The 12,664-nt window shown below is 65.4% G+C and carries 10 protein-coding genes and 1 pseudogene; 7 read left to right on the top strand and 4 right to left on the bottom strand.

All coding sequences use genetic code 11. The features are described 5' to 3' along the window. Positions 1 to 23 precede the first annotated feature (23 nt). Complete coding sequence (locus AB0367_RS27430; RefSeq protein WP_366229312.1) at positions 24 to 1,502, top strand: aldehyde dehydrogenase family protein; 1,479 nt, start codon at positions 24 to 26, stop codon at positions 1,500 to 1,502. 421 nt (positions 1,503 to 1,923) lie between these two features. Here AB0367_RS27430 and AB0367_RS27425 read toward each other — a convergent pair whose 3' ends face one another. Continuing rightward, positions 1,924 to 2,568: a GntR family transcriptional regulator gene (locus tag AB0367_RS27425; RefSeq protein ID WP_366229310.1), complete on the bottom strand. Its 645-nt coding sequence runs from the start codon at positions 2,566 to 2,568 to the stop codon at positions 1,924 to 1,926. 250 nt (positions 2,569 to 2,818) lie between these two features. On the opposite strand from AB0367_RS27425, the pseudogene AB0367_RS27420 reads away from it, so the two are divergent. The 6 genes and pseudogenes from AB0367_RS27420 to lpdA form a co-directional block, all read left to right on the top strand. Beyond that, positions 2,819 to 3,009 (top strand): annotated as a pseudogene (locus tag AB0367_RS27420) (transposase); the annotation flags it as partial. Positions 3,010 to 3,467: 458 nt separating this feature from the next. Further along, positions 3,468 to 4,250: an SDR family NAD(P)-dependent oxidoreductase gene (locus AB0367_RS27415; RefSeq protein WP_366229309.1), complete on the top strand. Its 783-nt coding sequence runs from the start codon at positions 3,468 to 3,470 to the stop codon at positions 4,248 to 4,250. Positions 4,251 to 4,294: 44 nt separating this feature from the next. Further along, positions 4,295 to 5,380, top strand: coding sequence for a thiamine pyrophosphate-dependent enzyme (locus tag AB0367_RS27410; protein ID WP_366229308.1), 1,086 nt, complete (start codon positions 4,295 to 4,297; stop codon positions 5,378 to 5,380). A gap of 2 nt (positions 5,381 to 5,382) precedes the next feature. Next, positions 5,383 to 6,366, top strand: coding sequence for an alpha-ketoacid dehydrogenase subunit beta (locus AB0367_RS27405; RefSeq protein ID WP_366229307.1), 984 nt, complete (start codon positions 5,383 to 5,385; stop codon positions 6,364 to 6,366). Then, positions 6,366 to 7,658, top strand: coding sequence for a dihydrolipoamide acetyltransferase family protein (locus tag AB0367_RS27400; RefSeq protein WP_366229306.1), 1,293 nt, complete (start codon positions 6,366 to 6,368; stop codon positions 7,656 to 7,658). The genes AB0367_RS27405 and AB0367_RS27400 overlap by 1 nt, the downstream gene beginning before the upstream one ends. Position 7,659: 1 nt before the next feature. Continuing rightward, positions 7,660 to 9,117, top strand: coding sequence for a dihydrolipoyl dehydrogenase (gene lpdA, locus AB0367_RS27395; protein ID WP_366229305.1), 1,458 nt, complete (start codon positions 7,660 to 7,662; stop codon positions 9,115 to 9,117). A gap of 393 nt (positions 9,118 to 9,510) precedes the next feature. Here the strand turns inward: lpdA and AB0367_RS27390 are convergent, their stop codons facing one another. The 3 genes from AB0367_RS27390 to AB0367_RS27380 all read right to left on the bottom strand — a co-directional run bounded on the left by AB0367_RS27390 (position 9,511) and on the right by AB0367_RS27380 (position 12,557). Beyond that, positions 9,511 to 10,452 carry an amidohydrolase family protein gene (locus tag AB0367_RS27390; RefSeq protein WP_366229304.1) on the bottom strand — a complete coding sequence of 314 codons (942 nt, stop codon included), beginning with the start codon at positions 10,450 to 10,452 and terminating at the stop codon, positions 9,511 to 9,513. A 5-nt stretch (positions 10,453 to 10,457) separates the two neighbouring features. Next, positions 10,458 to 10,649: a hypothetical protein gene (locus AB0367_RS27385; RefSeq protein WP_366229303.1), complete on the bottom strand. Its 192-nt coding sequence runs from the start codon at positions 10,647 to 10,649 to the stop codon at positions 10,458 to 10,460. 273 nt (positions 10,650 to 10,922) lie between these two features. Then, positions 10,923 to 12,557 (bottom strand): pyruvate dehydrogenase, encoded by a 1,635-nt coding sequence (locus AB0367_RS27380; RefSeq protein ID WP_366229302.1) that lies wholly within the window; start codon positions 12,555 to 12,557, stop codon positions 10,923 to 10,925. Positions 12,558 to 12,664 lie beyond the last annotated feature (107 nt).

The raw sequence follows: 12,664 nt of genomic DNA, 5'->3' as shown, positions 1-12,664 counted from the left end.
GAAGAGACGGGAGCGTGGTGGCGGTGGCTTCGACGGAGCCGACCTATCGGCTTTTCATCAATGGTGAATGGACGGATGGCAACGGTGAAGGACACTTGACTGTTGTCAATCCTGCCACCGAGGAGGTCATCGCACGGGTTCCAGAGGCCGGAATCGAGGACCTGGAGGCAGCCGTCACGGCCGCCCGCGTCGCATTCGACGAGGGGCCTTGGCCGCGAATGCGCCCGAAGGAACGCGCCAAGATCATGTCCAGAATGGGCGAGATCATGCATAGGCGGCGAGCCGAACTGGTCGATCTTAATATGCGCGAGGCGGGCTCTGTGCGGGGACTTGCGGAGGCGCATCAGACGGACGCCCCAATCGCGCATTGGGACGATATCACGGATCGAATTATCGGCTCATACCGTTTCGTCGAACCTCTCCTCCCCGTGGTGCGATCGGGCCCGAAGGGAATGATCGGACAAGGCGTCGTGTTGCGGGAGCCCATTGGCGTCGCCGCCCTGATCACGCCATACAACTTCCCGTTCTTCCTGAATGTTTGCAAGCTTGCACCCGCGCTTGCCACAGGCTGTACGACGGTCCTGAAGCCCTCCCCTGACACGCCCCTCGAGGCCCTGGTCCTTGGAGAGATCGCGGCTGAGGCAGGCCTGCCGCCCGGCGTGCTCAACGTTGTGACCGGTGATGTCGCCGTGTCGCGAGCGCTCACGACTCACCCGATGGTCGACCTGGTCAGCTTTACCGGCTCCGCGGCGATCGGACGCCAGGTGTATACGCAAGCGGCGCAGAGCTTGAAGCGAGTCGTGTTAGAACTCGGAGGAAAGTCCGCAAACCTTATCTTCGAAGATGCCGATCTCGAGCGAGCTGCGGCTAGCGTCGTGGACAGCTTTACCGTCCATGCTGGTCAGGGCTGTGCGCTGCTGACGCGGACGCTGGTCCACCGCAACGTGAAGGACGAGCTGCTTGCGCGAGTGCGCGACCTTGCAGCGCGCATCCGTGTCGGGGATCCGGCCGATCCAGCCACGACGATGGGCCCGGTGATTTCCGCCAGCCAGCGCGAACGGATCGAACGGGACATCAACTCAGGAATCGAATCGGGTGCTTCGCTTGTCTTCGGAGGAGCGCGTCCAGCGAATCTCGACCGAGGTTATTTCGTCGAGCCGACGCTCTTTACCGACGTTCGCAATTCGATGCCGATCGCACGAGAGGAGATATTTGGCCCCGTTGGCGTCGTCCTCGAATTCTCCGATCAGGAGGAGGCAATTCGCATGGCGAACGACAGCGACTACGGCCTGAGTGGCGGCGTATGGTCGCAAGACCTCTCGCGAGCCTACGAAGTGGGCGCGCGGCTGCGCACAGGCACCGTACATGTTAATGGCGGCGGTGGACTGAGCCCATATCCACCGTTTGGTGGATATAAGCACAGCGGCATCGGCGTGGAGCGCGGCGAATACGGATTGCAGGAGTATGTGCTACTCAAGCATGTGGGCTGGGGTGTTCGGTGATATCTCGTTCTGTGCACCGGGTGCCGACTATGCATGACGCGCCCGTTCGGCCGCCTCAGCTCGCCGCGACCTGAGGGTAATCGACGGGGTCTGCCATCGAGCTCGACCCGCCAACTGCCGCCTTGCGGAGCCGGGGGAGAAGCTTTACGAGATCCGCACCCAGCGTCGGATTCACGTGGCTTGGCCTCCGGCACCCCGGAGGCTTCACCTGGTCCAGGTCGCGCCCGCGCTGATGGTGTAGGTGACGTTATCTCCTCAACCATTCTCAAAGGTGGCGATTCGTCCACCACGCCCGTGGGCCCCCGGCGCCCACGCCGGCGACAACCTCAGCGGAGCATCGCCACCCTCGCCTGCGAGCCGCGACCATCGCGTGATCTGGAATGGATCATGGCTCCGATCGCCAATGCTCGGTGGGACCGCGTCAATACAGCTTTTGCAGCAACACTGTGAGGGCCTCCATAACGTGCTCGCGTGCTGCTTGATCGGCGGCGTCGCCGTCACGCCTGAGCAGAGCGTCCTGGATCTTCAGATGCCCGCTGATCGACTCGGCCGCCTCAGCGTCGGTGTAGCGTCGAGCGACGTTGTAGTTGAAGAAGTGCTCGCTATTGCGGTGATTGGTCACAGCCAAACGATCGTTGCCAGCGGCGGCGATGATCGCCTCGTGGAATCGCTTGTTCATGTCGACAAGCACCTGACGGGCCGAAGAAGCCAGGTCCGCATCGGCAGCCCCAAGGGCGACAAGGGCGGACAGCGTGTCGTCACTGGCACGTTCCGCGGCCAGTCGAGCGGCGAAACCTTCGAGCGCTGCGCGGACCTCATAGATCTGCCGGACTTCCTGCGGGCTGTGTTCGCGCACCGTGTAGCCACGTTTGGCCCCGACCACCAGGCCCTCGGCAGCAAGCAACTGCAACGCCTCCCGAACCGGCGTCCTGGAGATCTCCAACCGGTCCGCGAGGTCAGCCGCGATCAGGCGCTCATTCGGCCGGAGCCGGCCTTCGATGATCTCGCGCCGCAGCTGCTGATGCGCATCCAGGGTCAACGACCATGGCAGCTCGGTAGACGTCATAAGGCTCCCTCTGTACAGGCAATGCACGCTGGTTGACGTGCTTTGCATCGCTGGTCGTGGACGTCTTCAACACCGAATGCGCCAATACATACCATAGGGTCTACGCGGCCGTATGGCATCCACGTCCCTCCCGACCCGCACGCGGGTCTGTAAACAACGGTGCAACTCATGATCAAGGAGAAGCACCTGATGACCGTGACGAGCGATTCGAGCGGACCCGCGCAGTGGGCCTTAGCCGATCGGCGTAGGTGGTCTGCTGCAGCACCTGACCGAGCGGGTGATCGAGGCCGCGCTGGACGGCGAAGTCACCGACCATCTGGGCTATGAGGAGCACGGCCCAGCCGGCCGGAACGGCGGCAACTTCGCAACGGCGGCCGGGCCAAGATGGTGCTCACCGACGTCGGCCCAGTCGAGATCACCGTGCCGCGTGACTGTGACGGTTCGCCAACCGGTCGATCCCCGACCGGCCAGTCGATCCCTACCACCGCGCCCACACCAGCGGCGACCTGACCCGTTCACGGTCGACGAAATCCGCCCTCTGTCCGACACCTTCATCGTCGCCGCTGCCCGGATGTCATGCACCGGCTGACCTGGACGATCTGGCGTGCTGCGCATCACGCCCGCGGCCGCCGCGCCCGCTACCAACGACGACCCAGGACCGAGATCAGCAGCTGATCACGATGTACTGACGGTCGGGCATGAACATTGTCGTTACCGACATAGCGGGCATAGGTGGCGAATCGCCATCTATAGCGTTCAGTCGGTCGAGAACATCCTGGCAATTGCTGCTCCCCTCGGTTCGGCGGGTCCTTGTTCGCAATCTTCCAGGTGTGCATCCTTGCTCGCATGGGCTAGTGCATGCAAGGATGCATTCCTACCCAACATAGGGAGGGGTGTTCGTGATCATCAACGATCCTGTTTCCGCTCCAGGGGTTGCCGTCGTTACCGGTGGCGCGAAGGGGATCGGGCTGGCTATTGCGACCGAACTCGCCGTTCGCGGATATCGCGTGGTCATCGGAAGCCGTGACGAACGCGCTGCGATTGCCGCCTGCGGGCGGATTGAAGAGATGGCGGCCCCTGGTGCGGTCGTGCGCGGCGTGCGTATGGACGTGACCGACGAGGCGTCAGTCATGGCGGCAGTGAGCGTCGCTGAAGCGTTGGGTCCGGTAACGGCGCTTGTGAACAACGCGGGCATCATCACGAGAGGTGATGCCGTCGAGGTCACCGACGAGGACTGGGATCGAGTCCTCGGTACCGACCTGACCGGAGCCTTTCGGTGCTGCCGTGCCTTCGCCTCAGGGATGCGGGCACGCGGTAGCGGTGCGATAGTGAACATCTCGTCGATTGGTGCGGCTGTTGGGCTGAGCGGACGTGCCGCCTACAGTGCATCCAAGGCGGCGGTCGAGGGCCTGAGCCGCACTCTCGCTCTTGAATGGGCCCGCGACTCTGTACGCGTGAATTGTGTTGCACCGGGATGGACTCGCACCGAAATGGTCGACACCGGTCTCACGTCCGGCGCACTGAGCCTCCCGGCTCTGGAAGCCCGCATTCCACTTGGTCGCCTAGCCCAGCCGGGCGAGATCGCCGGCGCCGTAGCATTCCTGCTCTCGCCGCACGGGTCCTACATAACGGGGCAGACCCTGGTCGTTGACGGCGGGTTCGTGGTGAACGGCAACTCCTAGGTCAACTCGCGTACCTGTACGTCCCATCCGAGAGGCAGTTGCCGATGGTTCAGGCCGAAGCACATTTTCCGGCGCGGCAGGATGTTTCCGCCCCGCACTGCATCCTGGCGCCCGATGGCACGATCGCGGCAGGCGTTACGCCTACCCTCAGCGGCAGTGATCTTGCCGACGCAATGGAGTTGATGCTGCTTACCCGGATGTTTGACGACAAGGCCATGCGGCTTCAGCGGCAGGGCAGATTCGGCACGTTTTCTCAAGTTCGAGGGCAGGAGGCCGCCGTTACTGGCTCAGCCGCTGCGCTGGATCCGAGCCGTGATTGGGTAGTACCCCAGTACCGGGAGCTTCCGGCGCTGTTACGACAGGGCTTCCCCCTCGAACACTTCATCCTCTATTTCCTCGGCGACCCGCGCGGAGCCGAAGTACCCCAGGGCGTGCGCTGCCTTCCTTTGAACATCGCACTTGCATCGCAGTTGCCGCACGCGGTCGGATTGGCCTGGGGGCTGCGGCGACAAGATCAAGACGGAGTCGTGCTCGCCTACTTCGGCGATGGCGCATCCTCTGAAGGTGATGCGCACGAGGCTATGAACCTGGCTGGCATCCTCAAGGCGCCGGTTGTGTTCTTACTGTCCAACAATGGCTGGGCGATCTCCACGCCGCGGTCGAAGCAGTCTGCCGCAACCAGCCTCGCAGCTCGGGCCCCAGGATACGGAATGCCGGGGATCCTGGTCGACGGTAACGATCTTCTTGCCGTTCATCAGGTGACGGCCGAAGCGGTGGCGCGGGCCCGGGCCGGTGACGGGCCCACGCTGATCGAAGCGATTACATATCGAGTCGGCCCGCACAACACTGCTGACGACCCGAGCCGGTATGTCGACCCTGCGGAGAGAGATTCATGGCTGGGCCGGGACCCGATATCACGGGTCGAGCAGTACCTGACTACCTGCGGTCTCTGGAGTAAGAGCATCGCGGCAGCCGTCGAGGAGCGGAATCGCGAGACGGTAGATGGAGCTCTCGCGGCTGCGGCATCTCGAGGCGCGCCGACCGCGGATCTACTGTTCGACCACCTATACGCCGACGCCCCAGCGAGAATACGCCGGCAGCGTTCAGAGTTCACAGGGCAGGGCCGCTGACGATGCCAATAATGACGATGTTGGACGCGATTCGCGAGGCTCTGACGATGGAGATGGAACGCGATGAGCGGGTCATGGTGCTCGGTCAAGACGTCGGTAGGCTCGGCGGTGTGTTTCGGGCAACCGATGGGCTGCAGGACAGGTTCGGTGAGCAACGCGTTGTTGATATGCCGCTCGCCGAGGCAGTGATTGCGGGTTCGGCGCTGGGATTGGCGATTTCTGGTCTCATCCCGGTAGTGGAGATGCAGTTCTTGGGCTTCAGCCACCAAGCGTTCCATCAGATCGGGCCGCACATCGCGCGGATGCGCTATCGTTCCCAGGGGCGTTTTCGGGTGCCTCTCACTATTCGCGCGCCGTTCGGTGGCCTGGTGCGAACCCCCGAGCACCACTGTGACGCGTATGAGGCCCAATTCGCGCAATTCCCTGGCCTGAAGATTGTCATGCCGGCGACGGCATACGATGCCAAAGGACTACTGCTCGCATCAATTCGCGACGAGGACCCTGTGCTGTTCTGCGAGCCCCTGAGGGGGTATCGGCTCATCAAGGGCGAGGTTCCGAGCGAAGATTATACCGTGCCATTGGGCAAGGCCCGCATCGCGTGCGAAGGCGAGGACGTCACGATCATCGCGTGGAGCGCTATGGTGCAGACCGCCGAGCGTGCAGCCGCCGTGCTCGCCGAGGAGGGGATCTCGGCACACGTGTTGGACCTGCGCTCACTTGTGCCTCTCGATGTCGAAGGCATCGTGGCGGCAGTTGAACGGACTGGGCGCGTCGTCATCGCCCATGAAGCACCGCTCACGGCCGGCTTCGGCGCAGAGATCGTCGCGACCATCAACGATGAGGTCTTCTATAGGTTGGAAGCCCCGGTCGTACGGGTGACCGCACCCGACACGCCTTATCCACTTGCGGGCGTGGAGGACTTCTACGTTCCAGGCGTTGACCGGCTTGTCGCTGCGGCCCGTGATCTCGCCAGGATGGCGGCGTGATGAGGTACGAATTCACTCTTCCTGATCTTGGAGAAGGTCTGACCGAGGCCGAGATCGTTCGCTGGTTGGTCGAGATCGGCGATAGGGTGACCGCCGACCAGGAGATCGTCGAGGTCGAGACTGCGAAGGCGATGGTCGAGATCCCTTCTCCGGTCAGCGGTTTCGTCCGTGAACTTGGCGGCGCGCCCGGCGACACGGTGCCTGTAGGTTCGGTACTCATCGCCCTAGAGGTAGATGACACTTCGACGGAAGCCGGAGCTCCTCACCGTGCCGCGGACACCCAGCCCGCACGTCGGTCCCCGGCAGCCCCGCCGCCACCGGCGCGCGTCCCGGCTGACGACCGTCAGCCGCCTCGTCCAAGTGGGGGCGCCAATGCCACTTTCGTGCTTGCCTCACCGTCGACGCGAAAGCATGCCGTCGCGATGGGAGTGGATCTGAGCGCGGTTGCGGGCACCGGGCCTGCCGGCCGCGTCACGCGTGAGGATGTCGACCGCGCCGCCGCTGGAACCAGGCCCACCGAGACCCGGCCCGTCGGGCCGTCGACGCATCCGACGCTCGTGTCTTCGGCGTCGTCGAAATCTGAACGTGGTCGCGACAGGGTTGAACCGTTGCGCGGCGTACGTCGCCAGATCGCCCGATCGATGACCGAGGCATGGCAGACCGTCCCGCACATCACCGAGTTCCGCGAGATTGACGCCACCGAGCTGGTCGTGGCGCACCGGACATTGCGCGCCAGCGCGCCGGCCGAGGGTCCTAAGTTCACGTTCCTGCCATTGTTGGCGATGGCCTGCGTACGAGCCCTGCGGTCTCACCCGGTCCTCAATGCAAGCATTGATTGCCAAGAGAACACGATTACTTATCACGCTCGCGTGAATCTCGGCATTGCCACCGCGAGCTCTGGAGGTTTGGTCGTCCCCGTTCTCCAGGATGCTGACCTGCTCGATGTGTTCGAGATCAGTGCAGGAGTCGCCCAGCTCGCGGACGCTGTCCGGGACCACCGTGTCCGCCTTGACCAACTCGGCGGCGGCACCTTCACGATCAGCAATTTCGGTTCCTACGGCACATGGCTTGGAACGCCGATCATCAAACCTCCGGAAGTGGCCATCGCCGGTTTTGGCCGCATCCGCGATGCGGTCGTTGCCGTCGACGGCAGGCCAGAGGTTCGTCCGACGCTGCCGATCGCGGTATCCGCCGACCACCGGCTCATCGACGGCAACGTTCTCGGAGCGTTCGTCAATGACCTCGCGGCCGCGCTCGTGAACCCGTACCTTCTCATCGGACGGAGCAGCTGACATGGTCGTCGGCGAGATTCCGGAGGCAGCCGACCTCCTCATTGTGGGCGGTGGACCGGGTGGCTATGTAGCGGCGATCCGTGGCGCGCAGCTCGGTCGTGAGGTCGTGCTCGTCGACCGCCGCGGTGACACCGGCGTCGGCGGCGTGTGCCTGCACGTTGGCTGTATCCCCAGCAAGGCACTCATCGAGGTCGCGTCCGCAGCGCACACCACCACCTCATCGGCGCACATGGGTCTGCAGGGCAACTGCTCGGTCGATTTAGCAGCGTGGCAGACGTGGCGGAGCCGAGTTGTCGACGACCTGACCGGGGGAGTGCGCGCGTTGCTGCGTGCGGCCGGTGTCACGATTGTCGCTGGTGATCTCCGCTTCACTCGACCCAATCAAGCGGTTGTGGAAACGACCGCTGGGACCACTCGTTTCTATGAGTTCAGCGATGTCATCATCGCCACCGGATCCCGGCCCACCGAGCTGGGTGCGCTGCGCCGCGATGGCGTCCAAGTACTGGACTCTACCGACTTGCTCGCTCTCAGAGCGGTACCGGCGTCGTTGGTCGTCGTGGGAGCCGGCTACAGCGGCGTTGAGCTCGCAACGGCGATGGCCAAGCTCGGAGCCGAGGTAACCATCGTGGAGGTATCCGATCGCATCCTGCCGACCATGGACCCGTCGCTAGTGAAGCCGGTGCTATCTCGTCTTCGTCAGCTCGGTGTCACCGTCATGACCTCGGCGGTTGCCGAGGGCTATGACGCGGGCGCAGTGCGTGTCAAAGTGGGTACCCACCTTCAACACATCAAAGCGGACAAGGTTCTCGTCACAGTCGGTCGCACGCCGAATACCGACCAGCTCGGGCTGGACCGACTGGGCGTCACACCCGACGCGCGTGGGCTGATCGCTGTTCAGACCGACAGGCGGGTGTCTGCTCACGTGGCGGCAATTGGCGACATCACCGAGGGTCCGGCCTTGGCGCACAAGGCGTCAGCGGAGGCACTTGTCGCGGCCGAGGCGTTGTCCGGACACCGCGTGGCCTTCACGCCCAAGGCCATCCCCACCGTGGTGTTCACCGACCCGGAGATCGCGTCAACTGGACTGAACGAGCGGCAGGCACGTGCCGTCGGCGTAGATCCAATCGTGGCCAGGTTCCCGCTATCCGCCTCTGGCCGAGCCCAGACAATGACAACGACGCAGGGGCATATCGAAATCGTCGCCGATCGTGCCACGCAAGCGGTGGTGGGTGTACATGCGGTAGGCCCGCACGCCAGCGACCTGATCAGCGAGGGGACATTGGCCGTTGAAATGGGTGCGACGCTGGAGGACTTAGCAGCCACAATCCACCCGCACCCGACGCTCAGCGAGCAGTACCCCGAGGCTGCACACCTTGCGCTGGGTGTCCCAATTCACCTCCCGGCTCGCCCGCGCGGACACCTCGACTCCCCGATCTCCACTCCAACGATGCACTCATAGAGTCTGAGCCATATCACGCGTAGGACTTGTCTCACCAGCATCCGTGCTGTTCGCCCACTGGTCGTGGGTCCCTACGCTCGGACGGTCAGGATGACACAAGCCGGATGACCGGAGACGATCACGTCCGGACCGGCCACCGATCCGATCCATGACACCCTCGAACACCTGCCACCACCCGGCGGAATCTACGCTGTGGCCAGCGGCCACCGCGACATCATTCGTACTGTCCACAACGGACGATGATTTCGTGGTGGCCGCCTGGCCTCCTTGGCGTCACACCCTACGAGTGGGCAGGCCCCGCGGCGCGATGCCGTGCTCGGCCAACGCCGCCGCGCCGCCTTCCTCGCGATCGCATAGCACGGCATCGGTCATCTCCGTGGAGGGTGGTGGTTGTCAGGTCGTGAGTCGCGTGGTCCGAAGCTGGAACAGCCGCCGGGCGTTGCCGACCCGGATCAGCTCCTGCTGCGCGGCGTCGAAGCCCGCCGCCGTGAGGGACTCGTCGATGTGCGGCCGTCGGGCGTCGCGACGCAGCGGCCAGTCGCTGCCGACGATGATCCGCTCGGGACCGAGCACCTCACCGAGGTAGCGCAGCAGCGGGACGCTGAACCGCAGCGTGTCGAAGTAGAGGTTGGCGCCGGCACCGTCGTCGGTGAGGCGTCCGCGGTGCTCGGCCAGCTCCTCGGCGGCGTAGAGCAGGGCGCCGTGGCCGAGGGCGGTGAAGACCAGCCGCAGGTCCGGCAGCCGGGCCAGCAGGCCGGCGTGCAGCGCGGAGAGCAACGAGACCCCGTTCTGCAGGCCGCGGCCGATCGCGTTGCCGGAGCGTCCGGCGGCGCCGAGCAGGACGTCGGCGTCCGGCGCCTGGACCGGGTGGACGAACACCGGCACACCGAGCTGCGCGGCGAGTTCGAGGGTCGCGAAGGCCTCGGGCGAGCCGAGGTACTTCCCGTGCCGCGAGGAGTCCAGGACCAGGCCGTGCAGGCCCAGCTCCTCGATCGCGTACCGCGCCTGTTCGGCACCGGCGTCACCCGCGTAGGCGTCCACCGTCGCCAGCCCCAGGAACCTGTCGCCGGCCTGCACGTGCCCGGCGAGGTGCTCGTTGACGGCGTTGATGTCCGCCGATGTAACGTCGCCGGCCGGACCGAACAGGAACTCGACCGGGGCGCTGAGGGCCCGCAGGTCGACGCCCGCCGCCGCGCTCTCCGCGGCCAGGCCGGCGAGATCCTCGGTCGCGCCGAGATCACTCGCGACGGAGGCCGGGCCGGCCCATCTCTGCCATCCGGCCGGTCGCCAGTGCGTGTGGATGTCGAGGACCTGGGCCTCGTCAAGGGTAGCCACCGCGATCACCCGGCCTCGGTGGCCGTGGCGACCGGACGCGCGGGGCCGACGCTGTAGGCCGAGAACGAGCCGGAGGCGGCCTCGGGCGCCTCGCGGTGTTCCTCCAGGATCACGAGGTCGCGACCGGCGGACGGCTTCCTGCGTAGCTTCTCGGCGGCTATCACGACGCGGGTGGCGTCGACGGGCGTGGTCGTCATGGGCACAACCTTCTTCAGCGAGCTTTCCTGAGTACCGCGAGCGCGAGCGCGGCGCGGTCAACCCAGCGTCGGGGCACCGGGCGCCTCTTGTCAATAATTCCTATCGGTTAAGTATTATAACCCATCCGCGTAGCCAATGCCGGTGGTTCACCAGGACAAATGCGTCGACGCTTCAGCCCGACGCAGAGCGAGCGGATCCTCGCGCTGCTGTGGGAGGATCCGCTCGCACCGAGTACACCCGGTCCGGTTCCGCTGGGCCCCCGGCGGCGCGCGTCAATCGGTCAGGTCGAGCGCGGCGCGCACGACGCTGTCGGCGTCTATACCGTGGTAGCGGTAGACGTCCTCGATCGAGCCGGACTGGCCGAAGCTGGTTACCCCCAGCGCGATACCGCGTACCTGGTGGATCGTGGACAGGAACGCCAACGTGTGCGGATGTCCATCGAGCACGGTCACCAGTGGAGTGGCGCGGTGGGTGGGGAAGATCTGGTCCAGGATCCAGCTCGGACTCTGCGACCGGCCTTGCCGGGACTGCAAAGCCTCGAAGAGCAGGCCGGGACTGGTCACGCAGAGCACGTCCGCGCCAATTCCGACCGCCTCCAGCCGGTTGGCGGCGGCCAACGCCTCGGGCACCAGCGCACCCATCGCGGCGATGGTCACCGCCGGGTCGGCGTGCCGGCGCAGCGGGTACGCGCCGGCAACCACCTGGCGACGGCGACGCTCCCGGGCCGCGGGATCCGCCGGTACAGCGGCGAGAGTCTGATCCACCGGGCGGGTGGACAGCCGCAGGTAGGCCGACGTGCCGTCCGGCCGGCCGAGCCGCGCCAGACTGGCCAGCAGGGTCCACTCCACGTCGATGGCGAATGCCGGCTCGTAACAGACGCAGCCGGGTTGCTCCAGGCCGATGGATGGGGTGGTGATGGACTGGTGGGCGCCGCCCTCGGGCGCCAGGCTGACCCCCGACGGCGTACCCACCAGGATCGACTGGCCGCCCGCGTAGATGCCGAATGACCATGGCTCGAGGGCGCGGGCCACGAATGGGTCGTAGACCACCCCGATCGGTAGCAGCGGCTGGCCCCATCGGCTCCACGTGGCGCCCAGCTCGCCGAGCAGGCCGACCAGGTTGGTCTCGGCGATGCCTAACTCGATGTGCTGTCCGGACGGGTGCTCTCGCCAGTGCAGAATGGTCTCGCTGTCGTCGGCGAACCAGTCCACCCGCTCGCGCGGTGACCACACCCCGACCTTGTTCACCCAGCCGCCCAGGTTGGTGCTGGAACTGACGTCCGGGCTGACCGTCACCACCCGGCGGGCGACCTTCGGGGCCTGACGGGTCAGATCGAGCAGGGTACGGCCGAGTGCGGCCTGGGTCGTGGACGTGCCCGACGGGATGCGGCCGATGTCGGTGGGCAGTTCGAGTGCGGCTGAGCCCGGCACCGGATCGCGGCGCAGCCGCTGCGCGGTACGGGTACACAGCTGTGCTGCCGCGCTGGTTTGGGGGAATCGCTGCCAGGGTCGCTGCGGGTCGGTACCCAGCCGTGCCGCCAGTTCACGCATCTGCTCGTCGGTCAGCAGTGAGGAGTGGTTCTGCGGGTGTCCCTGGGTGGGCAGACCGTAGCCTTTGACGGTGTACGCGAAGATCACGGTCGGGCGGGAGTCGTCGATCGACGCGTACGCCTGATCCAGCGCACGCAGGTCGTGGCCGCCCAGATTGCCGATCGCCTCGATCAGGCTGTCGTCGTCCACGCCGGCGATCAGGCCGGCAAGTTGCTCGGCCCCGTCGCCTTGGCCGGGCAACCGCTCGCGCAACTGTTCCGGGGTGCAACGCAGCAACCGCTGGTACTCCGCGTTGCTCATCCGGTCCAGGTGCTCGCGCAACAGGTCGCCGCCAGGACGCCCGAACAGGTCTTCCAACAACTGGCCGTAGGGAGTTGCCCCCTGATCTTGGACACTTGAACCTGGGATGTTGATGGTCCCGGGAGATCAGGAGTCCTGGAACACGATGGTGAACAAGCACTACC

The organism is Dactylosporangium sp. NPDC051484 (assembly GCF_040689395.1).
Taxonomy (GTDB): Bacteria; Actinomycetota; Actinomycetes; order Mycobacteriales; family Micromonosporaceae; genus Dactylosporangium.
Note: the sequence above shows the minus strand (reverse complement) of the source record. Positions and strands in the feature narration are given on the sequence as shown.